The organism is Exiguobacterium sp. s43 (assembly GCF_018617255.1).
Classification (GTDB): domain Bacteria; phylum Bacillota; class Bacilli; order Exiguobacteriales; family Exiguobacteriaceae; genus Exiguobacterium; species Exiguobacterium profundum.
Genome location: NZ_JACSJT010000004.1, coordinates 102,951 through 125,068, shown reverse-complemented (window position 1 = coordinate 125,068; position 22,118 = coordinate 102,951). Strand labels below are relative to the sequence as shown.

Below are 22,118 nucleotides of genomic sequence, written 5' to 3'. Positions count from 1 at the left end.
GTTCCCATGCCGAACACGGAAGTTAAGCGTCTCAGCGCCGAAAGTAGTTGGGGGATCTCCCCCTGTGAGGATAGGACGTTGCCAGGCAACAACGCAGGACGACCGAGCATACGCTCGGTCGTTTTTTTGTATGTTTAAGTGTAATATTTATTTGACTAAATGACAAAAAAATATTACATTCGAATGAGAGAGAACGCTTTTTTAAGAAAGAAGGCATTTAAAAATGGTCAAAAAAACGAGCGGACAACTTTATAACCGATTAAGTGTGCTACGAGCAGAGCGGAAATGGTCACAGCAACAAGTCGCAGATTTTTTAGGGGTAAGTCGACAAACGATTGTATCGCTTGAACATAATCGATACAGTCCCTCGCTAAAATTGGCATTTGAGATTGCCATTTTATTTGATACAACAGTGCATGACGTATTTCAATATGAAAAGAAGGAGCAACCTTTATGATGTTATGGATCAACATTCTTATTTTTCCAATTTTTCTTGTCATGCTTATCGTTACATTGAGGTTTTTGTTTGGAAAGGAAGGCAAGGACGAACGTGGAAAAGAAATTGCAACTACTTCTTATATGGTAGCCGCTCCGATTTTCCCCATCGGATGGTTACTTATCGAATGGTATCATCGCTGGTTACATGTCTTGTCGTTTGATGTGTATCGTGATGTGATTTCACTTCTGATCGGTTTGACGTTTACTGTTCAAGGAGTGACCATCACCGTATTAAAATATCGAATTTGATTGGCACTCATATCGAGTGCTTTTTTTGTTGGATGAAACATTTAACGAGTGAAGCACGTATAGCATTGTATAGAGTCAGCATGACCTAACAAATGACGAATCGAAGGCATGACGATAAATGGCGTTCCAATCGACACTTTAATCAGTACAAAGAGAGGGGAAACATAATGGGAAATTTTCAGCAGACCCAATTAGACTTACAACAGCGTATCGCCGAGCGTGATCGACTTGTTCGTAAGCAAGAGATACTAAACAAACAGTTGAACGAGCATGAGGCGGTGCGGAAGGCACTACTCAACACATTCACGAAAGAACAACGTGATGTGTATGACCTTGAAGAATTCTCGCTCGTCAACACATGGCGAAAGTTACGAGGCACGTTTGATGAACAACGGACAATCGAAATGGAAGAGGCTGCTCGCGCTGAACTGAAATTACGAGAACACGAGGCGATGATTGACGAATTGACGCTCGAACATCGAGAATTACAAGAACAGCTCGAGGTTTATGAGGGCATCGACGCTGAGTGGGAGACCTTCTTAGAAACAAAAGAATCCCATCTTGCGAAAGATCCAGCTATTCGCCGAGACCTACACCATCTCACGAATCAACAAGCCGAAACGAATGAACTTCTTATCGAGTATCGGGAAGCCATCGTTGCCGGTAAGGCGGCGCGATCAACGATTGCAAAAACACTCAAACATCTAGATAGTGCGAAGGGGTGGTCGACGTATGATACGTTCTTCGGGGGTGGCTTGATTGCCACAGCAATGAAACATGAGGCGCTAGATGCTTCCGAGCAGACGATGCACGAATTACAATCTGCGTTAGAGCGTTTCTCCCGTGAATTAGCGGACGTGCAAGGTATTGTTCAGGAGTTGCATGTCGATCGAGGTTCACTCATTCAGTTCGCAGATTACTTTTTGGATGATATTTTTTCAGAATGGACGATGCATGGACGAATCAATGATTCCTTAGATCAAGTGAACGGACTGGATAAGGAAATCAGTCAGCTGATTGCTCGTATGACGAGACAAGTGGAAACGTTAGAACAGAAGCTTGACGAGACTGAAGAAAAAAGAAGACAGCTCATCCTGACACGATGAGCTGTCTGTCATTATATTTATAGTAAGGGTTCTTTTGCTTAGTTCAAGGAGAGTGAAGAGAAAATGAGTAAAACGATGGTATTTCTTATTAGAGGGATGGCAGTCACCGGGGCGCTATTGATTTTATCGATTCCATTTTTCTTTAGTTCTCCCATATCGACCACTCTGATCATTGTCAGTTCGATTTCGTTGATTGCCTTTGTGATGTTTACTGTTTCAGCAATCAGGCTTCGAAAACGGATAGAGGATGAATGACGTGTATTTGTTTTTCTGAAACAACAAAATTACCAAAAGGGAGAGAATCATGGAACAACTGATTGAGGGTATCGTACAAAGCGTGAGACCGGATCAACGAACGCTGATTGCTATCTCCGGACACGGGGCAGCCGGAAAATCGACGTTGGCAGAAAAATTACGGGAACGACTCGGTGATATAAACCTGCTTCACACAGACCCGTATATTACAGATTCACAGTTGCGGAAACAAACGATCCTCACGTATCAACACGATGGAACGACCCATCAGTATAAGATGACGGCGTGTCATCCGGCCGCACATCATCTGCTCTCACTCGAGCGAGATGTCCGTATGATTCGGGAAGGGATTGGGTTTTATACGATTGATGTCCCTTATTTAGAGCGGACATGGATTGATCCGGAGAAGCCAATCACGATTATTGAAGGGATGAGTGTCGCATTCCTGGATCTTTCATCTTTTGATCAATCGATTTATCTCTACACAGACGGGGAGACTGAGTTCAAGCGACGTTCGCATCGTGATATTCAGGAACGGGGTATGGAGCTGGACTACTTACACGCTTCACATGTAGAGCGACGTCTGCAATATGAATTGTTCATGCATCCGTATCGCCACCACTTTCAAACTATCGTCAATACGAGTAAGGATGGAATTCAAATTGAAAAAACCGCTCACGAGGAGCGGTGACTGAGTAGCGTATCTTCAACGCCAAAGTGATTTGACGCTCTCGAACTCGTCGGCACATTTTTCAATCGATTTGAATCAAAACTCTTCAACGAATGGATTCAGGCGATTCTCTCCGAGATATCGATTCCAAGATATGTACTTTACACTTCAGAATTAGAAGAAATGAGCACGGTAAAATTATTAAAGAAGGGAGTACCTTACTTTGGAAAAACCGTTACTGTGGATTATAGCGGGTGTAACCCTCGTCTTTTTATTGATGGCTACTCAACTATTACTACCCGTTACCTTTCAAGAAATTTTTTCGATTTTACTAGTATCGATTGTTATAGGATCAATCATAGGTGTGATTGCTTCGATTTTGCATCACTATATTATGACTAGAAAAGAAAAAACTAGCTAAAAACATAGTAAAAAGGTCCGAAAAAAGAATGGAAAAGAATCTTATTCGGAGCTTTTTGATCGATTAACGAATGCTACACATCATCTTAAAAAGTTATCACCGCTCACGAGGAGCGGTGACTGCGTAACGTATCTTGAATGCCGAGACCGAGCTGTTCCTGTTCGCGCTCGAGCTGCCCCCAGGTGAGGGAACGATGACGCAATTCGACGTCGGTCGCCATCGATTCGAGCGTTCGCTGGGTCTCGATGTTGTCGAGCCAGTAGTAGAGGTCGATCCCGTCTTCATGTAAGCGCCAAAACGATTTGACGACCTCGAACTCATCGGCCCATTCTCCGACCGGCTTGAATCCATACTTTTCAACGAATGGATACGGACGTTCTTCCCCGAGCGGGTCGATTACGTTTCGGACGAACATCGGCTCAAGTCCAGCGTGAGCGGTCGCATCGAGTAATCGTTTCAGTTCAGGCATCGGTTCGATTTCGATGTGTTCGATTACATCAAACCAAACTCGTTTGATGTCCTTGTCCCACAATGTAGCCTCTATACTATACGGGGCGCCGGCAGAAGAGGGTGCGTACATCGTCAACTCGAATGAAAACGGAACGTCCTCTTTCGCTCCAGGCTCTAATACAAGCGATAGTGGAATCGGGACTTCTTGAATATCAGCTTCTCGATTGAACTCGTTTCCTTCCATGGTGATGTCTTTGAACGTCGTCAAGAAGGTCAGGGTGAGTTCCTGTAATCGAACGACATTCGTTGTCGGGTTGGAGACGTGCAACGTACCCGTCACGGTCTGCTTCGGAATGAGTGCTGCCGGGTCAAACGTGATCTCGGCTTCGATCTCCGAAAAGAACCATTTCTTGAATCGATTTCCCCATTTGGACATGGCGGTCGCGCCCCTTTTCTCTGATAGTTTATGCTGTTATATCTGTTCCCGATTCCATTTTTGAAAAAACATTAAGAAAATGGTTGCTTTTTATAACTGTCTCGCTTATTATAGAGGATGTCGAAACAATTCAAACCATCGCGGGGTGGAGCAGTCTGGTAGCTCGTCGGGCTCATAACCCGAAGGTCGTCGGTTCAAATCCGGCCCCCGCAACCAATTTTTATTTAATTTCATATGTCGTCGCGGGGTGGAGCAGTCTGGTAGCTCGTCGGGCTCATAACCCGAAGGTCGTTGGTTCAAATCCAGCCCCCGCAACCAATTTTTAAATGAGATAGCGAAACGATAGCGTTTCGTGTTTTTTTTTGCTTAAAATGAAGTGTACAATGAGTACGTATGAGAAGTGAAAAAGGAGAACCATTCATGTATACATTGATTACGCATTCTGCGGCGGAGACGCAGGAGGTGGCAGAACGTTTGGCCACACTCGTCGAAGCAGGGACGGTCATCACGTTAAACGGTGACCTCGGTGCCGGCAAAACGACGTTCACACAAGGGTTCGCAAAAGGACTCGGTGTCACGCGGAACGTCAACAGTCCGACCTTCACCATTATGAAACAATATAAAGGGCGATTGCCGCTCTATCATATGGATGTCTATCGTCTCGAAGATACGGGGGATGACATCGGTCTTGAGGAATATATCAACGGTGATGGTGTCGCCATCGTCGAGTGGTCGAACTTGATCGAGTCCTCCCTCCCGGAAGAACGCTTGGCCATCACGATTGAACGGGTCGGCGACGAAGAACGTAAACTGACACTTGCTCCGACGGGTGAGCGTTACGTTCAAATCGCCAAGGAGGTGCTCGCATGAAGCAATTGATGATTGATACGGCGACGACACGTTTGTCAGTCGCGTTAAGTGAGGCTGGAGAGATTCAAGCCGAAGCGACGGTAATGGTCTCAAAAAACCATGCGGTCACACTCATGCCGATGATTGAACAGCTCATGGCAGCGGTCAAGTGGACACCGAACATGCTCGAACGCATCGTTGTCACGACAGGACCCGGGTCGTACACGGGAATTCGGATTGGAGTGACGACAGCGAAGACACTCGCCTATACGCTCAATCTTCCACTCATCGGTGTATCTGCCCTTCAGCTCATGGCAGCGGCCCCGAATACCGATTTGCCGGTCGTTTCATTGATTGACGCGCGCCGTGGCAACGCGTATATCGGATATTATCAACACAACAAAGCACTAACACATGATCAGCACGCCTCCGTCTCAGATTGGTTGCGACTGAATAGTCAAGGGCGCTTCCTTGTCGTCGGAGACGTGGAACCGTTCCGTGACGTGTTAAGTGAATATGACTATATCGAAGCACCGGCTGCCCATCGATATGGGCGTGCGAGTGATTTGATTGTCTTCAGCGATGAGACGAGCGATGTTCACTCGTTTGAACCGGAGTATTTGCGACTCGCCGAGGCGGAAGCGAAATGGTTAGAGGGACAAAACAATGGCTGACGTGAAAATTCGTCGGATGACGTGGCTTGATGTCGAGGAAGTGACGAAAGTCGAAGAAGCGTCGTTCGCCATCCCGTGGACAAAAGAGGCGTTCATGAATGAGATGCTTCGAAATGAACAGGCCATTTACTTTGTCGCGGTCCATGACAAACGGGTCGTCGGGTTTGTCGGCGTTTGGACAATCGTCGATGAAGGACATATCACAAACATTGCCGTCTTACCTGAGTTTCGTGGACAGGGCATCGGCAATCAATTGTTAGCGGAACTTGTCGCGTTCGCCAAGTCAAAAGGACTCGTCGGATTGACGTTAGAAGTCCGCGTGTCGAACGTTGGCGCGCAAAAACTATATGAACAGTTCGGTTTTATGCAAGCCGGTCGGAGAAGACGCTACTATCAGGATAATAATGAAGACGCCTATATTTATTGGGCGAAGTTAGGAAGTGAGTCAGAATGAACACATCACTGATTCTCTCGATCGAGTCGAGCTGTGACGAGACGTCTGTTGCGCTCGTCAAAGACGGAAAGACGTTATTGTCGAACGTCGTCTCTTCTCAAATCGAGAGTCATAAACGATTTGGTGGCGTTGTCCCTGAAGTGGCGTCTCGTCATCATGTGGAGCGCATCACGTACGTGATTGACGATGCATTGAGTGAAGCCGGCGTGACGATGGAAGACGTCGATGCGGTCGCGGTCACACAAGGACCGGGTCTCGTCGGTGCCCTTCTCGTTGGGATCAGTGCGGCCAAGGCGTTGGCATTCGCCCATCAAAAACCGCTCATCGGTGTCCACCATATCGCCGGACACATTTACGCGAACGAACTTGTCGAAGAGATGCAGTTTCCGCTCGTCTGTCTCGTCGTTTCAGGGGGACATACAGAACTCGTCTATATGCCAGAACATGGTGTCTTCGAAGTCATCGGGGAGACACGTGACGACGCGGCAGGTGAGGCGTACGATAAGGTTGCGCGCACGCTCAGTCTCCCATATCCGGGAGGTCCTGCGATTGACCGCCTGGCAGCGGTCGGGGAAGACACGTACAACTTCCCACGCGTTCGTCTCGAACCGGGTAGCTTTGATTTCAGTTTCAGTGGCTTGAAGTCATCGGTCATCAACGCCGTACACAATGCGGAACAACGTGGAGAGACGGTCATCCCTGAAAACTTGGCGGCGAGCTTCCAGGCGAGTGTCGTCGAAGTGCTCGTCGAGAAAGCGATTCGTGCCGTGAAGGAAAAAGGGGCGAAGCAATTGCTTGTCGCGGGTGGTGTCGCGGCGAACCGTGGCCTCCGCACAGCGCTTCAAGAAGCTGCTACAGCTGAAGGAATTCAACTCGTCATTCCACCGCTTGACCTCTGTGGGGACAATGCGGGCATGATCGGGGTGGCGGCACATCACGCGTATGTGCGCGGTAAGCGCGATACACTAGCGATGAACGCGGTTCCTGGGTTATCCTTAGAAGAGAGCATGACAGTCTAGGGGGAAATAGAGACATGACGAAACGCATCATCATCGGAGGGCTCATCGTACTACTCGTCGTTGCGACGTTCTTACAAGTACGTGAGATCATCCGCGCTTACAATATCGCCTATCAAGAGGAGATTGTTCCAGAAGAGACACGAGTGAAGTCACTCACTGGAGAAGAGGCATTAGAAGGTATCGGTCGCGTGACCGGAGAGAATACGCTCATCAAGTCACTATATGGCTACACAAGTGTCGTCGATCAAGAGCCGGAGCGTGTGATCGTCGTCGATCGCAATCTCGGGGTACAACCAAAAGCGAGCGATGCTTATTATGAAATCGAGCGGGGTCGCGAGGCAACAGAAGAAGAAGCGGCGAAGTTTGATGATTTGATTGAGGAGCTCGACGAACAGCAACTGTTCGCACAAGTCATTTCGACGCATGAAGCACGCTATGTGACGAATGGCGAAAAGCCGATGACGTTCTATAAAGTGTTCACACGTGACGTCGACACGAACGAGGCTGTCTTCTTTATCGCTGAAGACGGGACGAAGCTCGACTTCCATACAATCGGATTCCAACCACTGCGTTACTTCTAACAAAAAGGTTCAGCCACGAGGCTGAACCTTTTTGAGTGCTTCAAGTTGTTGAAGGAATGTATGGGCGAACGCGAGACATGCTTCCTTTTTTTCATCCGTATCCGGGTCGAATTCAATCTTGAGCGCAGGAACAAGAACGTGTCCACCGGCAGTTTGAAAGGCTTGCTCGACGGTATCGACGGCTGCACAATATTTGGGATAATCCGTGTCCCCTGAACCGAAGGCGGCACACGGCAAACCGTTTAGCGACGATTCTTCCAAATCATATACGAAATCCTCGGCCTCATACGGAACATCTCCGTCTCCCCACGTATACGTACCGAGTATGACTGCATCATATTCGGCGAATTGCTCGATACGTAAGGATTCCAAATCGTCAGATATCGATACATCGTGTCCTGCGTCCTGCCATGTATGTCGAATCAGATTCGCGATGTCTTCCGTATTGCCAGACATGCTCACGTACCCAATCAATAGTTTCATTGTCATCACCTCAACAACAGACTAATTGAAAATGATTATCAATGTCAATGATAACGTTGATTGTACAAACAAAACCACGCCTTCAAACAGAAGACGTGGTTTTGTTATGCTTTTGGTTGTCGATAATTCTCTCGATGCCACGTATTGATACGACTCACGATGAACACGAGAAGGGCGAGGATCCACATGAAGAGCGTCTCTTCATAGAAGTGGGCCCACACCGATCCAGGCGCATAGAACGTGTGAACGGTCACATCGACCGGCCAGACGACGACACGGATGAAGAGCGTGCTCATGAGCAGGCCACTGAAGAGACTGAGTAGTATCCCTGGCCACGTCTGAATGATGAAGCCGATGACGACCGGCAGGAAGAAAAAGAGAATAGACGGGACAATCGTCGGCTCCCCACGGATGAGTTCAGACACGAACTCGGTCCCGGTCGGCACGATGTAGGCGAGTCCCGTGAGGAACGCTTGAATGAACTCGATTCGCATGGCACGGGTACGCATCATGTATGGAGTTCCTCCCATTCCGCATAGAGCGCGGTAATCGATTCTTTCGCTGCGTCCGATTCGGTCGACAACTCCTGGGCACGGGCGAAGTCGTTGAAGACGTCCGGCTCACAAAGCAACTGTTCGATTTCATCAAGACGATTCTCATGTTGCTCAATCGCTTGCTCAATCTCTTCGATGCGCTGTTTGATGCGGCGCTCTTCCCGTTGCTGCTCTTTGTCAGCGCGCTGTTTTTTCACGACGACCTGCTTCGTCTCTTCACGGGCGAGTCGCGCGAGTTCCTCGAGCTCTTCTTTCTTCTCGACATAGTACGAATAGTCCCCGAGATACTCGTCGATACCGTTCGGCGTGATTTCTAACACACGCGTCGCAAGTCGGTCGATGAAGTAGCGGTCGTGCGAGACGAAGAGAATCGTGCCCGGATAGTCGAGAAGGGCATTCTCTAAGATCATCTTCGAGTCGAGGTCCAAGTGGTTCGTCGGCTCGTCCAGGATGAGGAGGTTCGGTTGCTCGAGCTTCAGCTTGGCCAACGTGAGTCGTGCCCGTTCGCCACCTGATAATTCATGGACACGCTTCATGACGTCATCGCCACTGAAGAGGAACTGTCCGAGCAGACTCCGCACTTCTTGCTCGCGCATGAGCGGCCAGTCGTTCCAAATCTCGTCGATGACACGGTTCGCGTCAGACAAGTTTTGTTGCTCCTGGTCGTAGTATCCGATTTCGACGCCCGTCCCGTAACGGATGTCACCGGTGAGGGCGGCTTGTTGTTTCGTCAACACTTTGAGGAGGGTCGACTTCCCGACCCCGTTCGGACCGACGAGCGCGACGGACTCACCGCGTTGCAGTTGGAAGCGGAGATTCTGAGCGATCGCTTCCTCGTACCCGATGGCGAGGTCACTCGCGCTCAATACATCGTTCCCGCTCTGGCGTTTGATGGAGAAGGAGAGGACGGCGCTGCGCTCGTCGCCATCTGGAGCATCGAGTCGGTCGACTTTCTCCAGACGTTTCCGCACGCTTTGTGCCCGTTTCGTCGTCGTCGCCCGGGCGATGTTTCGCTGAATGAAGTCCTGCATCTTGGCAATCTCTTCTTGCTGTGACTCGAACTGCTTCTTCTCTTGTTCGTAGAGGGCCGCCTTCTGTTCGAGATACTTCGTATAGTTCCCGACGAAACGACGGCTCCGATGACGTGACAACTCATAGACGACCGAAACGACGCGGTCGAGGAAGTAGCGGTCGTGGGAGACGATGAGGACGGCGCCTTTATAGCCGCTTAAGTACTTCTCAAGCCAGGCGAGCGTCTCGATGTCCAAATGGTTAGTCGGCTCATCCAAGATGAGCAGGTCGGGACTTTGAAGGAGCATTTTCGCCAAGGCGAGACGCGTCCGTTGTCCCCCGGAGAGCGTGTCGATGCGACGCTCGAAGTCGTCCGGGTAGAAGCGCATCCCGTGAAGGACCGAGCGGATGGTCGCTTCGTATTGGTAACCGCCACGCTCTTTGAACGTATGTTGCTCTTCATCATAAGAGGAGAGGAGGCGTTCATATGCAGCGGCGTCATTTAGGATCCGTTCGGAGCCCATGTCAGCCTCCATGCGACGGAGCGTCTTCTCTTGCTCAATCAAGTCCGTGAAGACGGTGAGCATCTCATTCCAGATCGTCTCGTCGGATTCTAACCCTGAGTCTTGCGCGAGATAACCGATCGTGACGTCTTTTGGCTTCATGATGTCCCCGGAGTCATAGTTGTATTCACCAGCAATGACTTTCAAAAGCGTCGACTTACCGGCCCCGTTACGACCGACGAGAGCGACGCGTTCGCCTTCCTGGATTTCAAGTTTTACGTTTTCTAAAATCGGCTCGACGCCGAAGGATTTGGATAAGTTGTTGACTTGCAGTAGGATCAAGTGAAAAAACCCCTTTCTCTCTATTTAGTATACTGTATTTTTCAGCGATTTTAGGTATATTCGTTGAGTGGTCATGTGAATTCGTTTACAATCAAGGTGTATGAAATTCAGATTCGTTTGTAACGTGTCGTAAAAAGGAGGCTCTTTCCGTTGAGTCAAAACGAACCAAAGATTCCACAAGCGACAGCCAAACGGTTGCCACTATACTATCGATTTATTCAAAGCCTGCATGCTTCAGGGAAACAACGTGTCTCTTCAGCAGAACTGAGTGAGGCGGTCAAGGTCGATTCGGCTACGATTCGCCGTGATTTCTCGTACTTCGGTGCGCTCGGTAAAAAGGGATATGGCTATAACGTGCAGTATCTGTTAGACTTTTTCCGAAAGACACTGAATCAAGACGAGATTACGAATGTCGCCTTGGTCGGAGTCGGTCACCTTGGGACGGCATTCGTCAACTATAACTTCCTTAAAAACAATAACACACATATCGTCGTCGGGTTCGACGCAGACGAGACAAAAGTCGGCACGACGATGTCAGGCGTCCCAATTCATCACGTCGATGAGATGGAACAAATCATGAAGCAAAACAAGATCGACGTCGCCATTTTGACGGTACCTTCTGCTTATGCGCAGTCCGTCGCAGACGACTTAGTCCGTTTCGGCATCAAGGGCATCTTGAACTTCACACCGGCACGACTCACTGTACCGGATACGGTTCGCGTCCATCATATCGATTTGTCGATTGAGCTGCAGTCACTCATTTACTTTATGCAACACTATCCAACCGCTGAGGGGGTCCATCAATAATGGAATTACTAGCATCATCACTCGTCGTCGGGATTCCGGGTGGGGCGAGTCTATTCATCATCGCCATCATCGCGCTCATCATCTTCGGACCGAAGAAATTGCCGGAGTTTGGTCGCGCGGCCGGACAAACGCTTCGTGAGTTCAAAAATGCAACGAACGGCATGATGAACGAGCACGACGAGAACGACAAGAAAGCTATCGAAAAGAAAGAGCAGTAAGCCATGAATCATCAACCTGATCAAGAGCGGGAACTCACCGATCACTTGACAGAGCTGCGGAGACGACTGATGCTATCTGCATTTGTCGTCTTTGCCTTCTTTTTGATGGCTTTGCCGAGTGTCAAATATGTACTCGCGTATTTGCAAAAAGACCTCGTCGAACGCGGGCTCGAACTGAACGCCTTTGGGGTCGCGGACCCGCTCATGATTTACTTGAACTTGGCGCTCATCATCGGCCTTATCGCGGCGAGCCCATTCCTACTGTATCAAGTGTGGGCGTTTGTCGCACCCGGTCTGCATCCGAATGAGCGGAAAGGCACGCTTGCCTATATCCCGATCATCTTCGGACTGTTCTTGATTGGCCTTGCGTTCGCCTACTACTGGTTGTTCCCGCTCGTCCTCGATATCTCGACGGACCTCGGGCAAGACCTCGGACTCGAACAAATCATCGGGGCCAACAATTACTTCACGTTCTTGTTGCAGCTGACAATTCCGTTCGGTCTATTGTTCCAACTGCCGGTCGTCATGATGTTCTTAACCCGAATCGGTGTCGTGACCCCGTACTTCTTATCCAAGATTCGAAAGTACGCATACTTCGCTCTATTCGTAATCGCTGCATTCATCACACCGCCGGATTTGACGTCGCACCTCATGGTGTCGCTGCCACTCTTCTTCCTATACGAAATCAGTTTATCGATTTCACGCATCACCTACAAAGGGGTGCTGCGCCGGGAGAAAGAGGCGATGGTGCAAGAACAGATGGATTTAATGAAACAGATGAATGAAAAGTGAGCACTGCGTCAAATTATGACGCGGTGCTTTTTTTGAATATTAGGGCTATGCATTTTTGAGAAAACATCTTAAAATTAGAAGGGATTCAACAAAAATGGATGTTTTTTGAAAACTTATGTATACATAAACAGAAATGAGGAAGCAGATGAACAAGTGGTTATGGAGTACGCTCGTCGTACTCATATTGTTGATTGGACCAAAAATGGATGCCCTTGCAGAAGGAGCGGCAAAACCGGACGTTTTGCCAACGGGAAGTGTTGTATCAAACAGTGAATATGTATGGCGGTCGGGCGACCCAGAGACGATTGTGCATATGCGCACAGGAGAAGTGTATACACTTCCCGTCCGCGTGTCGGTTGAACATAATATCGTTGGACTCGGAGACGGTCGCGTCATTTTAGATGCATATGGCGAGGTCCTCATTTGGGATCCGATTACCGATGCGATGACGTCATTCCCGAACGATTCGAGTAGTGGTCTCGATTATCTTCATGCTGTGAATCAGGATTTAGAAATGATTCTTTGGAAAGGACATACGACGTATTCTGTCACTTCATTGACGGGTGAGATTCTCGGAACGTTTAATACGGAAAGTATATACGAATCGTACAACCTTCTTGCTGACGGCACGGTCCTAGTCTTCGCAAACGGTGAAATCACGAAACGAGCCATCACGGGAGAAACGCTTGAAACGCTTGGAACATATACGGACAAGGTACGATCTGCCCAATATATCGAAGAAGCGAATCAACTAGTGGTCAAGATGTCCACCGACTCACATCTCCGGATTTTTGATTTGACCACGAAACGTTGGATTGAAAAAGAGGCGGAATCTGTCACGAATCTCCTGTGGAAAGACGGGATTTACTACTTCACGATGCGGAAAGTGTTTGATACGTATTACGTGAGTTACAATGTTGCCACTGGAGAATGGAAAGAATCATCGGTGGATGACACGTTTGTCAATCTAAGAGGAGATTGGTATGTGCTATCCCATGATGTGACGGCAGGGTATACGCCGGAGTCATTTTGGAAAGCGCCACGACAACTGTTGATCGATGTACCGAAAACGACGACACGATATGAAGTGAACCAATCCTATCAAGTGAACGGAACCGCTAAACTGATTGATGGAACATCCATTCCTGTCAGTGGGACAGAATTGTCGGCAAAGTATCGATATTCTGAGAAGAAACCGTTTGTCTGGGAACAAGGTAAGTTGACGATGAACACGAATGGCGGATATTCTTTTGAATTTGGATGGAACGGGTTAGAACGAACAGAAGACTTTGCAGCATCTAACTATGTTCCGCTCACACTCGATCCGCCAACAGGTGTTTTAGGGCCCATCACAGGAACAACGGCACCGAACACCCCAGTATTCGTCAGTGTGACGAAAAGCACCTCTCAGTACACTGACTCACTAGATTCATTGGTCAACTATCAGTCGAAAACGGTTCAGTCAGACGAAACGGGACGCTTCACTTGGCAACCGACGCGCTGGTTCGCACCAGGATCGCGTGTGACCGTAAAAATCGGAAGCCCATCAAGTGTATATGCCGATCCAATTGAATTGGTGACGGTAAAAGAAAGTGAAGATACTTCACCGAACGACATCAAGCTTGTAACGAACTCTGTAAAATCAGGCGTGACATTACAGACCACGCCACAGGCTACTGTTGACATCGTTGCCCGTAGCGAACGCGGTTATGAAGCCTGGAGTGAGCAAGTAAATGAGGATGGGATGCTCCAAATCAAATCGTTTTCTCACATGTGGTTTGGTGTTGGGACAAAAATATACTATAAGTTACAGGAGGCACCTGCCTCACAGTTCCGTCTTGCGGAAGTGAAGGCGACGTATGATGCACCTACCTTCACTTGGACGCGGACACCATTGATGTACGATAAATCGATTGATGTAACGTCTAGCACAAATGAAGCATATGAAGTTTATCGGAATGACATCCTTGTGACAAAGACGAGTTCGATGCCTTATACGTTCGATACGCCATTACGCGAAGGCGATGTGATTCGTGTCAAACGCACGTATCGCGATGCCACTTACGAATTGACGAAGACGGTTCGCGCGTTCACACCTGTTTTGAGTGTCACGGACGTCATGATGACGAAGACACAGGCGACACTCTCGATTAAAAAGACAAGTGTGGCCCCGGTTCGTTTTTACGTAAATGGTGTGGCCGTTTCACCAAAACGGTTATCAACGACACGGTACACCATCCCGGCGAAACCGGGTGACACGATTCGTGTCCGTGCCTCTGTCGGGTCAAAATCCCGTGAAGTCACAGTGGAATTGCCGAAGACCTCGCTGTCTACGCTATCCATCAACGACGAAAAGTCGTTATGGGTCGGGTATGTACTACCGAACAGTACGGTGACACTAAAGAGCGGTACGAAGACAATTGCCAGCGGAACGGCAAGCAGTACAGGCCGTGTGACGCTACGATTCAGTCGACAACCGGTTGGAAGTGTCGTGACGTTGACGAGTCAGCAAGGGACGTATCGTCACATTCAGAAAAAGACCGTGACGGTCGGACCGGCTCCGACATTGTCATCGACCATTCCTTCAAGTGCGTCAAAGACATTGCGTGCGACGTCAAACGTGGCTTACGGTACACTCACGCTGATGCGTGGGACGACCGTTCTCGCAGAGAAAGAAGTAAAAACGACTTCGACGATTCTCAGTTTTTCACCGCAACGAAAAGGGACGCAGCTCACGCTTCGTCTCGTGACACCGAAAGGTCGAAGCGTAACGAAAACCTTCACCGTTCGATGAGTACTCGGACCATTCGCATGAGCGGATGGTCTTTTTGCTTTCAACATACCTGTGAGCCCTTCACTCATGTTAATATGGAAAAAAGAGGGATTTGAGGTGCGGGTCATGTGGTGGCAATGGTACGGTTCTGAGACGATCATGATGTTGATCTTTGCAGGGATATCCATAGGGATTGGAAGACATCTGTTCCTGTCAAAAACGGATAAGGTTCTCACGATTTCGTTTGTGAGTATGGTCATTGGTTTTTGTATGATGCTCGTCGGAGTGGGATACATAAGAGGATTTGATGGAATGGGGTGGTTCGTATACGGTTTGCTCCTATACGGTGGAAGTCTCCTTGTCTACTTGACGTTCACTATTTTTCGTTTGAAACAGGAGGAGTAAAGAGAATGAGTGATTTGACCTTTTTGATGTTGTTGTTTCTTGGATTGACACTAGGGGTAGTGCTATCCATCTATCACGTGATGCGGCAGAAAAGAAGACGGTCCGTGTTACTCCTGATCGGTACATTCCTAGTTGTAAGTGGCTATGTACTTGTGATTGGCAATCTGGCATTTGGATACGGCTGGGGAGCATTGTGGTGGGGGCTAGTTGGTCTCTCTATGAACGTCCTCGGATTGATTGTTCATCTTCTTGTATGGATCTATTATCTATTGAAAGAGAAGCGAGTCCGGTCATGAGAATGAGCGGATTTTTTCCTGTTCAAACTTTAGACACTTTTACGTGAAATGGTGAGCATAGCTATTGAATCCTATATTGTGAAATAGTACACTAAGGTCAAGAAGTAAATGTGATATTTATCACAATATAAAACGAAACGTACTGTCTAACATAAAAGGAGAGACGACTCATATGAAAATCGCAGTCATCGGATGTACACACGCAGGAACAGCAGCAGTCAAAGGATTACTCGCTAAGCACGCCAATCTCGATATCACCGTTTACGAGCGGAACGACAACGTCAGTTTCCTCTCGTGTGGGATTGCGCTCCACGTCGGTGGGGTCGTCCAACGTGCGGAAGAGTTATTCTACTCGTCTCCACGTGAACTTGAAGAACTCGGTGCGACGATGCGCATGAAACATGACGTCTTGTCGATCGACTCCGAAGCGAAGACGGTCCACGCTAAAAATCTTGAGACCGGGGAAGACGTGCATGACACGTATGACCGCTTGATCGTCACGACGGGTTCATGGCCGATCGTCCCGACGCTCCCAGGGATCGAAATGAATGGAATCGAGCTCTGTAAAAACTATGCGCATGCCCAACGCATCATCGAACGGGCGACAGATGCGACGAAGATTGCCGTCATCGGGGCGGGTTATATCGGAGTCGAACTCGTCGAGGCGTTCGAAGCATACGGAAAACATGTCACATTTATCGATAGTGCCGACCGTATCTTGAACAAATATCTCGATAAATCGTTCACAGATCCACTAGAAGCGGACATGACCAGTCGCGGGATCGATCTTGAACTCGGTCAGACGGTCGAAGCGTTCCGTGGAACAGAAGGGAACGTCACACACGTTGTGACGGACAAAGGTGAATTCGAAGCGGATCTCGTGATTCTCTGCGTCGGATTCCGTCCGAACACAGGACTGTTAGAAGGGCAAGTCGATATGCTCGGGAACGGCGCCATCATCGTCGACGAATATATGCGTACGAGCAACCCCGATATTTTTGCGGCAGGGGACAGCTGTGCCGTCTACTATAACCCGGCACGCACACACGCTTATATCCCACTGGCGACGAATGCTGTCCGCATGGGAACGCTCGTCGCGGAGAACATGATGCAACCACGCGTCCGCTACCAAGGGACACAAGGAACGTCAGGACTTCGACTCTATGACTGGAATATCGCGTCATCTGGTCTGACGGAAGAAGCGGCAGCGCTCTTTGGACTCGAAGTGGAAAGTGTCGTCATCGAGGACGCGTATCGTCCGGAGTTCATGCCGACCGCAGAGAAAGTCGAATTCAAACTCGTCTATGAAAAAGGGACACACCGTATTGTCGGTGGACAAGTGTTATCAAAAGCGGATTTGACTCAAGCGGTCAACACACTCTCCCTCGCCATCCAAAACGAGATGACGATCGAAGAGCTCGCCTATGTCGACTTCTTCTTCCAACCGCACTACAACAAGCCATGGCACTTCCTGAACAGCGGAGCGCTTGAAGCGATGAAAGACAAAGTGAATGCCTAACAAAAAAACGCGGAAGCTAACAGCTTTCGCGTTTTTTTAGAGGTAGTGTGGTTCATCTTTCATCAAGTTGGCAAGAAGGATATAGATGAGAAAGTTAGCCGGCAAAAAGACGAATAAGAGCCGAATACCGAGTGATGAGATGTTCACGTATTCAGCGATCCCACCGCATACACCGGCAATCGAGCGGTCCGTCGCCGACTTTCGAAGTGTACGTTGCATAGTAAAGCTCCTTATGAGTTGATATGTAAATTTTACCATATGAGTGTATGAAAAAGCGCATCAATTTAATTGATGCGCTACTGTTTATTTCAAGATGTCGACGAGTTCATCGAGCACTTGGTTGGCAGACAAGACGCCACCAGACGTGTTCCAGATGTCATCACTGACTTCTGTCACTTCCCCTGCTTTGACAGCATCGAGGTCTTTCCACAACTGATTCGATTGCCATTCTTCGGCTGTCTTCGACCCGTCTGCTCCACCATATGTGAAGTAGACGATGTGGTCGCCTGCCATCTCCGGGATCCGTTCCATCGCGACTGGCTCAGCGAATTCCGCTTTATCTTGTGACGCTGGACGTTTGATGCCGACATCATTAAGGATGACGCCGGAGAAGCTGTCATTGAAGTAGATGCGTGACTCGCCAGGAAGGAAGCGGACGACCGAGAGTTCTTTATTCACGGCGTCTCCGAGATCTGCTTTCGTATCTTCGACGTGCTGTTCGTAGTCGGCCAACGCTTGATTGCCTTCCTCTTCTAGGTTGAGTGCGTTCGCATAAAGAGTGAAGTTCTCTTGCCAATCACCTTTGAGCGTCTCTGACATGACCGTCGGTGCGATGGCGTTTAACTTGTCATAGATGTTCTCTTGACGAAGTTTCGTTCCGATGATGAGATCGGGTTCCAATTTTGCGATGGCCTCTAGATTGACTTCGCTTTCTGTCCCGACTTCCGTGACGTCTGTCATCTCGGACTCAATGTGCGGGTACCACGGGTCGCCGTTCCATGATTTGACGGCTCCGACTGGTTTGACGCCGAGGGCGAGAAGGGCCTCTGTCCCTTCGTTCGTCAAGACGACGACGCGTTCCGGGTTTTCAGGTACGTCCGCCGTTCCCATCGCGTGCTCAATCGAGCGAGTCGCAGTTTCTGAACTTGTATCGTTCTCTGTATCGTCAGACCCGCCGCAAGCAGCGAGGACGACGGTTAAGCAAAGCGTAAGTAACGCGAGCATCCACTTTTTCATTACAATTCTCCTCTATGTAGGTGATTTTCCTTCCTGACTATAAGTGATAATGATTCTCACTGTCAACCCCTTTTTATGGAACGCAATATTTGCTATGGTAGGAAAGGAAAGAAGTGAGGACATGAAAAAACCTTGGATCAAATTACTTTTCTTGATCATCTGTTTACCTATCTTAAGTTATATCTCCTTGCGCGTCGGTGTGATTGCGGTCAGCCATGAAGATGTGATGACGTTCCAAGCGGACGGTTCATCACAAGCGATGATTGCCTTGGCAGACAATCGCATCCCACGGACGGTCGTCGCGCTACTCGTCGGTAGTGTCCTAGGTCTCGCCGGGCTCATTTTTCAACTCGTGACCCGTAACCCGCTCGCATCTCCTGATATTTTGGCGGTGAATGCCGGAGCGAGTCTGGCCATCGTGCTCGTAACGCTTTTTGGGTTCAGTAGTATCGCCTCGTTCACGACAGCCTCGCTCATCGGAGCATTTGTTGCCGGCGTGATTGTCTATCTACTGAGTGCGAACGGAGGGAACGTCATGTATATGACGCTTGCCGGGGCGTCGCTTGCCGCTCTATTCAGCTCATTTACCCAGTCAATCATCGCGTATGAGGAAGGTGCGCTTGATGAGGTACTGTTCTGGCTAACCGGATCGGTCGCCGGACGATCGCTCACGCTCGTCGAGACGTTGTTGCCATGGATGGCGGCGGCGGTCATTCTCGTTCTCTTGCTCAGTAAAGAGTTAGAGACGTTATCGCTCGGAGACCAGGTCGCCCGTTCACTCGGACAAAATGTCGGCATCATCAAGTTCGTCGCCGTGACGCTCGCCGTCGTGCTCTCCGCATTCGGGGTGGCACTTGCCGGACCAATCGCATTTGTCGGTCTGCTCGCTCCCCATTTGGCGAAATATCTGTTCGGGACGGCCTTTTTCGCTCGTCTCGCCGGAAGTGCCCTCATCGGTAGCGTCCTGTTGCTTGCGGCGGATATTCTGGGACGCGTTATCCTGTTCCCACGCGAAGTGACCGTTGGGGTCGTACTCGCCGTCATCGGTGGGGCATTCTTCATCTATCTCGTCAGTGTCAGACAAGGAGTCATTAAATCATGAAAACATATCGCTTTCGAAAAGGTCCTGTCTCGTTCACGCTCCGGAAGCGTGAAATCGAGTTGGCGCTTCTACTTGTCGTTGGATTGCTCGTGTCGATTTATTTCGGGCTCGCCATCGGTGACACATTCCTTAGTCCCGCCTCACTCGCTGCCCTGTTCATCGGAGCAGGGGATGCATTCGAGCAGCTCGTCGTCTTCGAGTTTCGGATGCCACGTGTGTTGATGGCAATCACTGCCGGCGCAAGTCTCGCCGTCAGCGGTCACTTGTTACAACTGACAATCAAAAACGAACTGGCATCCCCGGAGATTTTCGGGATTGTCGGAGGTGCAGGGGTTGCGACGGCTACGTTCTTCACCGTTTTCTCGGATGAGCGAACGAATCAGCTGTCAGTGCCGCTCGCCTATATCCCAATCGCTTCGTTCCTTGGGGCGATTGTTGTCGGGATGTTCCTCTTCTATTTGTTGAAACGTGGAGTCCCACCTGTCCGGCTAGCACTTGTTGGGATTGGAATCAGCATCTTCTCGCAAGGGATCGTTCAGTTCATGATGCTCGCCTCGAACGTTTACCGAAAGAACGATATCCAACAATGGCTCACCGGTACAGTCTACGCCGCGACGTGGAATCAATTGAAGATTATGGTGCCGTTCGTCCTTCTCTTTTTGCTGGCAGCCTTCTTGATTGAACGTCATGTTCGTCCGCTTCATATCAGTGAAGCGACAGCGACGAGCATCGGCGTACCGGTACGAGGGATTCAGCGTGGGACGTTGTTGCTTTCCTGTTTACTCGCCGGTATTGGTGTCGCCTTTGTCGGTGCAATCGGTTTTGTTGGGTTGATGGCACCTCATATCGCTCGACAAGGGTTGAAGCTCCCTTACATTTGGGCGACGCTGCTTGTAGGGGCGACGATTGTCGTGTTGGCGGACGTACTCGCTCGGACGATTTTTTATCCGTATGAACTACGGACCGGCGTGATGACAGCCGTCATCGGAGCACCGTATTTCTTCTACTTACTTCGACGGATGATGAAAGGAAGCATGAGATGAACACATTTGATTTGAACCACGTAACCATCGGATATGAACAGAAGACGGTGCTCGATCAATTATCATTCTCCATCCCACATGGGAAAATCACCGTCCTTCTCGGCGCGAACGGCTGCGGGAAGTCGACGCTCCTCTCGACGCTTGCGAGACAGCGAGATGCACTTGGCGGGGAGATCGCATTTCGAAACAAACCGCTCGATTCGTATCGAGCGAAAGAGGCGGCTCGACTTATGGCTTTCATGCCACAAGTGAACGTGGCACCAGATGGATTGACCGTCGAACAACTCGTCCGATTCGGGCGCTATCCGTACCAGACGTTCTTCAAACGATATTCGGAAGACGATGAACGGGCCGTCGAACGAGCACTCGCCTTCACCGATACGGTATCGCTCCGTGACACGCTCGTCAGCAACCTTTCCGGAGGACAAAAGCAACGGGTATGGATCGCGTTGGCACTCGCTCAAGAATCGGAGACGATTTTGCTCGATGAACCGACGACATATTTGGACATGTCGCACCAAATCGAGATTTTAGATTTGATGTATCGGTTGAATCGATTGGAAGGAAAGACGATCATCATGGTACTTCACGATCTTCACTTGGCCTGTCGCTATGCCGATCATGTCATCGCATTAGCTGGCGGTAACGTGTATCGCGAAGGAAGTCCGAACGATGTCGTCGATGAGACATTCATGAAAGACGTTTTCGGTCTCAAAGTCGTGGTGACCGAGGATCCGCTATACGGGACACCACTCTGTGTACCGTATTCACACTATGAGTTGAATGAAAAACGACCGACCTGAACCTAGTCTGCGGACTAGGTTTTTTTACGGAAAAGCAGGGAAAAAGAGTAGGGTAAGTGCGTGTCATGTTTTCTACCTAAAGGAGGAATTTTTCATGGCTAAAAAGGAAAAACAACCGTATCACATCGTCACGTTCACGTTCCCAGAAGAATCAATCTCGTATCAGGCGTTCAGTAAGCTGAAAAAGTACCATTCGGATGGGCTCGTCGGTTTTGAACAATTGGTCGTCATCAAGCGCGAAGAGAACGGGGCGTTCTCGTTCGAGGATGCGGCGCAGCTCGCACCGGTCAATAAGTCGACGAAAGGTGCGCTCATCGGGATGGCGGTTGGAATCCTCGGAGGTCCGTTCGGTATCCTGTTCGGGACACTAACAGGTGGTCTCATCGGCGGCACGAAAGACGTAAAACATTTACAAGGCATCCAAGACACGTTCAAACGGACGGTCGGTAACATCGAACCGGGTCAGACGGGTGTCATGGCCATCGGGGATGAATTCGATCCATCGATTTTAGACGGGCTTGCAGAAGAGTTCGGAGGGACAGTCACGCGGACAGACGAGGAGCTGTGAG

The 22,118-nt window shown here is 49.3% G+C and carries 26 protein-coding genes, 2 tRNA genes and 1 rRNA gene; 23 read left to right on the top strand and 6 right to left on the bottom strand.

Going from position 1 to position 22,118, the window contains the following annotated elements; all coding sequences use genetic code 11:
• The 5 genes from rrf to KNO79_RS14130 form a co-directional block, all read left to right on the top strand.
• Positions 1–87 (top strand): 5S ribosomal RNA (gene rrf, locus KNO79_RS14150); the annotation flags it as partial.
• A 136-nt stretch (positions 88–223) separates the two neighbouring features.
• Positions 224–457, top strand: a complete 234-nt coding sequence (locus tag KNO79_RS14145; protein ID WP_031424468.1) for a helix-turn-helix transcriptional regulator — start codon at positions 224–226, stop codon at positions 455–457.
• A complete protein-coding gene (locus KNO79_RS14140; protein ID WP_244150651.1) occupies positions 454–747 on the top strand; it encodes a hypothetical protein in 294 nt (97 codons plus the stop codon). Before KNO79_RS14145 ends, KNO79_RS14140 begins: the two co-directional genes overlap by 4 nt.
• Before the next feature lie 167 nt (positions 748–914).
• Complete coding sequence (locus KNO79_RS14135; protein ID WP_074034846.1) at positions 915–1,853, top strand: coiled-coil domain-containing protein; 939 nt, start codon at positions 915–917, stop codon at positions 1,851–1,853.
• A gap of 304 nt (positions 1,854–2,157) precedes the next feature.
• Complete coding sequence (locus KNO79_RS14130; protein ID WP_074034841.1) at positions 2,158–2,799, top strand: uridine kinase family protein; 642 nt, start codon at positions 2,158–2,160, stop codon at positions 2,797–2,799.
• Between the two features lie 503 nt (positions 2,800–3,302).
• Here KNO79_RS14130 and KNO79_RS14125 read toward each other — a convergent pair.
• On the bottom strand, positions 3,303–4,085 hold the full coding sequence (locus KNO79_RS14125; RefSeq protein ID WP_015880565.1) for a sporulation protein: 783 nt from the start codon (positions 4,083–4,085) through the stop codon (positions 3,303–3,305).
• 139 nt (positions 4,086–4,224) lie between these two features.
• Here KNO79_RS14125 and KNO79_RS14120 point away from each other — a divergent pair.
• The 7 genes from KNO79_RS14120 to KNO79_RS14090 all read left to right on the top strand — a co-directional run bounded on the left by KNO79_RS14120 (position 4,225) and on the right by KNO79_RS14090 (position 7,662).
• A tRNA-Met gene (locus KNO79_RS14120) sits at positions 4,225–4,301 on the top strand.
• 25 nt (positions 4,302–4,326) lie between these two features.
• Positions 4,327–4,403 (top strand) — tRNA-Met (locus KNO79_RS14115).
• A gap of 102 nt (positions 4,404–4,505) precedes the next feature.
• Positions 4,506–4,955 (top strand): tRNA (adenosine(37)-N6)-threonylcarbamoyltransferase complex ATPase subunit type 1 TsaE, encoded by a 450-nt coding sequence (tsaE, locus tag KNO79_RS14110; RefSeq protein ID WP_214691578.1) that lies wholly within the window; start codon positions 4,506–4,508, stop codon positions 4,953–4,955.
• Positions 4,952–5,608, top strand: coding sequence for a tRNA (adenosine(37)-N6)-threonylcarbamoyltransferase complex dimerization subunit type 1 TsaB (gene tsaB, locus KNO79_RS14105; protein ID WP_214691577.1), 657 nt, complete (start codon positions 4,952–4,954; stop codon positions 5,606–5,608). Before tsaE ends, tsaB begins: the two co-directional genes overlap by 4 nt.
• Positions 5,601–6,062 (top strand): ribosomal protein S18-alanine N-acetyltransferase, encoded by a 462-nt coding sequence (gene rimI / locus KNO79_RS14100; RefSeq protein WP_074034834.1) that lies wholly within the window; start codon positions 5,601–5,603, stop codon positions 6,060–6,062. The genes tsaB and rimI overlap by 8 nt, the downstream gene beginning before the upstream one ends.
• On the top strand, positions 6,059–7,081 hold the full coding sequence (gene tsaD / locus KNO79_RS14095) for a tRNA (adenosine(37)-N6)-threonylcarbamoyltransferase complex transferase subunit TsaD (protein WP_074034832.1): 1,023 nt from the start codon (positions 6,059–6,061) through the stop codon (positions 7,079–7,081). The genes rimI and tsaD overlap by 4 nt, the downstream gene beginning before the upstream one ends.
• Before the next feature lie 14 nt (positions 7,082–7,095).
• Positions 7,096–7,662, top strand: a complete 567-nt coding sequence (locus KNO79_RS14090) for a hypothetical protein (RefSeq protein ID WP_074034830.1) — start codon at positions 7,096–7,098, stop codon at positions 7,660–7,662.
• 9 nt (positions 7,663–7,671) lie between these two features.
• On the opposite strand, the gene KNO79_RS14085 is transcribed toward KNO79_RS14090, so the two are convergent.
• From KNO79_RS14085 to KNO79_RS14075, 3 genes are all read right to left on the bottom strand, one after another.
• Positions 7,672–8,145: a flavodoxin gene (locus KNO79_RS14085; RefSeq protein WP_074034828.1), complete on the bottom strand. Its 474-nt coding sequence runs from the start codon at positions 8,143–8,145 to the stop codon at positions 7,672–7,674.
• Between the two features lie 104 nt (positions 8,146–8,249).
• Positions 8,250–8,657: a hypothetical protein gene (locus KNO79_RS14080; RefSeq protein WP_214691576.1), complete on the bottom strand. Its 408-nt coding sequence runs from the start codon at positions 8,655–8,657 to the stop codon at positions 8,250–8,252.
• Positions 8,654–10,555, bottom strand: a complete 1,902-nt coding sequence (locus tag KNO79_RS14075) for an ABC-F family ATP-binding cassette domain-containing protein (protein ID WP_015880578.1) — start codon at positions 10,553–10,555, stop codon at positions 8,654–8,656. The genes KNO79_RS14080 and KNO79_RS14075 overlap by 4 nt, the downstream gene beginning before the upstream one ends.
• A 150-nt stretch (positions 10,556–10,705) precedes the next feature.
• Here KNO79_RS14075 and KNO79_RS14070 point away from each other — a divergent pair, with 150 nt between their 5' ends.
• The 7 genes from KNO79_RS14070 (at position 10,706) to KNO79_RS14040 (ending at position 17,365) form a co-directional block, all read left to right on the top strand.
• Positions 10,706–11,362 (top strand): redox-sensing transcriptional repressor Rex, encoded by a 657-nt coding sequence (locus KNO79_RS14070; protein ID WP_015880579.1) that lies wholly within the window; start codon positions 10,706–10,708, stop codon positions 11,360–11,362.
• Positions 11,362–11,580 (top strand): twin-arginine translocase TatA/TatE family subunit, encoded by a 219-nt coding sequence (gene tatA / locus KNO79_RS14065; RefSeq protein ID WP_034770678.1) that lies wholly within the window; start codon positions 11,362–11,364, stop codon positions 11,578–11,580. The genes KNO79_RS14070 and tatA overlap by 1 nt, the downstream gene beginning before the upstream one ends.
• Positions 11,581–11,583: 3 nt before the next feature.
• Positions 11,584–12,372 (top strand): twin-arginine translocase subunit TatC, encoded by a 789-nt coding sequence (gene tatC / locus KNO79_RS14060; protein ID WP_031424497.1) that lies wholly within the window; start codon positions 11,584–11,586, stop codon positions 12,370–12,372.
• Between the two features lie 145 nt (positions 12,373–12,517).
• Positions 12,518–15,166 (top strand): hypothetical protein, encoded by a 2,649-nt coding sequence (locus tag KNO79_RS14055; protein WP_214691575.1) that lies wholly within the window; start codon positions 12,518–12,520, stop codon positions 15,164–15,166.
• A 105-nt stretch (positions 15,167–15,271) separates the two neighbouring features.
• Positions 15,272–15,550 carry a hypothetical protein gene (locus tag KNO79_RS14050; protein WP_214691574.1) on the top strand — a complete coding sequence of 93 codons (279 nt, stop codon included), beginning with the start codon at positions 15,272–15,274 and terminating at the stop codon, positions 15,548–15,550.
• Positions 15,551–15,555: 5 nt separating this feature from the next.
• Positions 15,556–15,846: a hypothetical protein gene (locus KNO79_RS14045; RefSeq protein ID WP_214691573.1), complete on the top strand. Its 291-nt coding sequence runs from the start codon at positions 15,556–15,558 to the stop codon at positions 15,844–15,846.
• 172 nt (positions 15,847–16,018) lie between these two features.
• Positions 16,019–17,365: an FAD-dependent oxidoreductase gene (locus tag KNO79_RS14040; protein ID WP_214691572.1), complete on the top strand. Its 1,347-nt coding sequence runs from the start codon at positions 16,019–16,021 to the stop codon at positions 17,363–17,365.
• Between the two features lie 36 nt (positions 17,366–17,401).
• Here KNO79_RS14040 and KNO79_RS14035 read toward each other — a convergent pair whose 3' ends face one another.
• Together KNO79_RS14035 and KNO79_RS14030 are read right to left on the bottom strand one after the other, a co-directional pair.
• On the bottom strand, positions 17,402–17,584 hold the full coding sequence (locus KNO79_RS14035) for a PspC domain-containing protein (protein WP_026824450.1): 183 nt from the start codon (positions 17,582–17,584) through the stop codon (positions 17,402–17,404).
• A gap of 84 nt (positions 17,585–17,668) precedes the next feature.
• Complete coding sequence (locus tag KNO79_RS14030) at positions 17,669–18,601, bottom strand: ABC transporter substrate-binding protein (RefSeq protein WP_214691571.1); 933 nt, start codon at positions 18,599–18,601, stop codon at positions 17,669–17,671.
• A gap of 121 nt (positions 18,602–18,722) precedes the next feature.
• On the opposite strand from KNO79_RS14030, the gene KNO79_RS14025 reads away from it, so the two are divergent.
• From KNO79_RS14025 to KNO79_RS14010, 4 genes are all read left to right on the top strand, one after another.
• Positions 18,723–19,703: a FecCD family ABC transporter permease gene (locus KNO79_RS14025; protein ID WP_214691570.1), complete on the top strand. Its 981-nt coding sequence runs from the start codon at positions 18,723–18,725 to the stop codon at positions 19,701–19,703.
• On the top strand, positions 19,700–20,746 hold the full coding sequence (locus tag KNO79_RS14020) for a FecCD family ABC transporter permease (RefSeq protein ID WP_074034812.1): 1,047 nt from the start codon (positions 19,700–19,702) through the stop codon (positions 20,744–20,746). Before KNO79_RS14025 ends, KNO79_RS14020 begins: the two co-directional genes overlap by 4 nt.
• A complete protein-coding gene (locus KNO79_RS14015; RefSeq protein ID WP_074034811.1) occupies positions 20,743–21,549 on the top strand; it encodes an ABC transporter ATP-binding protein in 807 nt (268 codons plus the stop codon). Before KNO79_RS14020 ends, KNO79_RS14015 begins: the two co-directional genes overlap by 4 nt.
• Before the next feature lie 94 nt (positions 21,550–21,643).
• On the top strand, positions 21,644–22,117 hold the full coding sequence (locus KNO79_RS14010; protein ID WP_015880592.1) for a hypothetical protein: 474 nt from the start codon (positions 21,644–21,646) through the stop codon (positions 22,115–22,117).
• Position 22,118 lies beyond the last annotated feature (1 nt).

What these genes read in the sequence shown, in the direction of transcription:
- KNO79_RS14135 (WP_074034846.1), top strand. Translation starts at nt 915, where the DNA reads ATGGGAAATTTTCAGCAGACCCAATTAGACTTACAACAGCGTATCGCC.
- KNO79_RS14125 (WP_015880565.1), bottom strand. Translation starts at nt 4,085, where the DNA reads ATGTCCAAATGGGGAAATCGATTCAAGAAATGGTTCTTTTCGGAGATC.
- KNO79_RS14145 (WP_031424468.1), top strand. Translation starts at nt 224, where the DNA reads ATGGTCAAAAAAACGAGCGGACAACTTTATAACCGATTAAGTGTGCTA.
- KNO79_RS14050 (WP_214691574.1), top strand. Translation starts at nt 15,272, where the DNA reads ATGTGGTGGCAATGGTACGGTTCTGAGACGATCATGATGTTGATCTTT.
- KNO79_RS14055 (WP_214691575.1), top strand. Translation starts at nt 12,518, where the DNA reads ATGAACAAGTGGTTATGGAGTACGCTCGTCGTACTCATATTGTTGATT.
- tsaB (WP_214691577.1), top strand. Translation starts at nt 4,952, where the DNA reads ATGAAGCAATTGATGATTGATACGGCGACGACACGTTTGTCAGTCGCG.
- tsaE (WP_214691578.1), top strand. Translation starts at nt 4,506, where the DNA reads ATGTATACATTGATTACGCATTCTGCGGCGGAGACGCAGGAGGTGGCA.
- tatA (WP_034770678.1), top strand. Translation starts at nt 11,362, where the DNA reads ATGGAATTACTAGCATCATCACTCGTCGTCGGGATTCCGGGTGGGGCG.
- KNO79_RS14010 (WP_015880592.1), top strand. Translation starts at nt 21,644, where the DNA reads ATGGCTAAAAAGGAAAAACAACCGTATCACATCGTCACGTTCACGTTC.
- KNO79_RS14140 (WP_244150651.1), top strand. Translation starts at nt 454, where the DNA reads ATGATGTTATGGATCAACATTCTTATTTTTCCAATTTTTCTTGTCATG.
- KNO79_RS14045 (WP_214691573.1), top strand. Translation starts at nt 15,556, where the DNA reads ATGAGTGATTTGACCTTTTTGATGTTGTTGTTTCTTGGATTGACACTA.
- KNO79_RS14030 (WP_214691571.1), bottom strand. Translation starts at nt 18,601, where the DNA reads ATGAAAAAGTGGATGCTCGCGTTACTTACGCTTTGCTTAACCGTCGTC.
- tsaD (WP_074034832.1), top strand. Translation starts at nt 6,059, where the DNA reads ATGAACACATCACTGATTCTCTCGATCGAGTCGAGCTGTGACGAGACG.
- tatC (WP_031424497.1), top strand. Translation starts at nt 11,584, where the DNA reads ATGAATCATCAACCTGATCAAGAGCGGGAACTCACCGATCACTTGACA.
- KNO79_RS14085 (WP_074034828.1), bottom strand. Translation starts at nt 8,145, where the DNA reads ATGAAACTATTGATTGGGTACGTGAGCATGTCTGGCAATACGGAAGAC.
- KNO79_RS14090 (WP_074034830.1), top strand. Translation starts at nt 7,096, where the DNA reads ATGACGAAACGCATCATCATCGGAGGGCTCATCGTACTACTCGTCGTT.
- KNO79_RS14035 (WP_026824450.1), bottom strand. Translation starts at nt 17,584, where the DNA reads ATGCAACGTACACTTCGAAAGTCGGCGACGGACCGCTCGATTGCCGGT.
- KNO79_RS14130 (WP_074034841.1), top strand. Translation starts at nt 2,158, where the DNA reads ATGGAACAACTGATTGAGGGTATCGTACAAAGCGTGAGACCGGATCAA.
- rimI (WP_074034834.1), top strand. Translation starts at nt 5,601, where the DNA reads ATGGCTGACGTGAAAATTCGTCGGATGACGTGGCTTGATGTCGAGGAA.
- KNO79_RS14025 (WP_214691570.1), top strand. Translation starts at nt 18,723, where the DNA reads ATGAAAAAACCTTGGATCAAATTACTTTTCTTGATCATCTGTTTACCT.
- KNO79_RS14020 (WP_074034812.1), top strand. Translation starts at nt 19,700, where the DNA reads ATGAAAACATATCGCTTTCGAAAAGGTCCTGTCTCGTTCACGCTCCGG.
- KNO79_RS14080 (WP_214691576.1), bottom strand. Translation starts at nt 8,657, where the DNA reads ATGATGCGTACCCGTGCCATGCGAATCGAGTTCATTCAAGCGTTCCTC.
- KNO79_RS14015 (WP_074034811.1), top strand. Translation starts at nt 20,743, where the DNA reads ATGAACACATTTGATTTGAACCACGTAACCATCGGATATGAACAGAAG.
- KNO79_RS14040 (WP_214691572.1), top strand. Translation starts at nt 16,019, where the DNA reads ATGAAAATCGCAGTCATCGGATGTACACACGCAGGAACAGCAGCAGTC.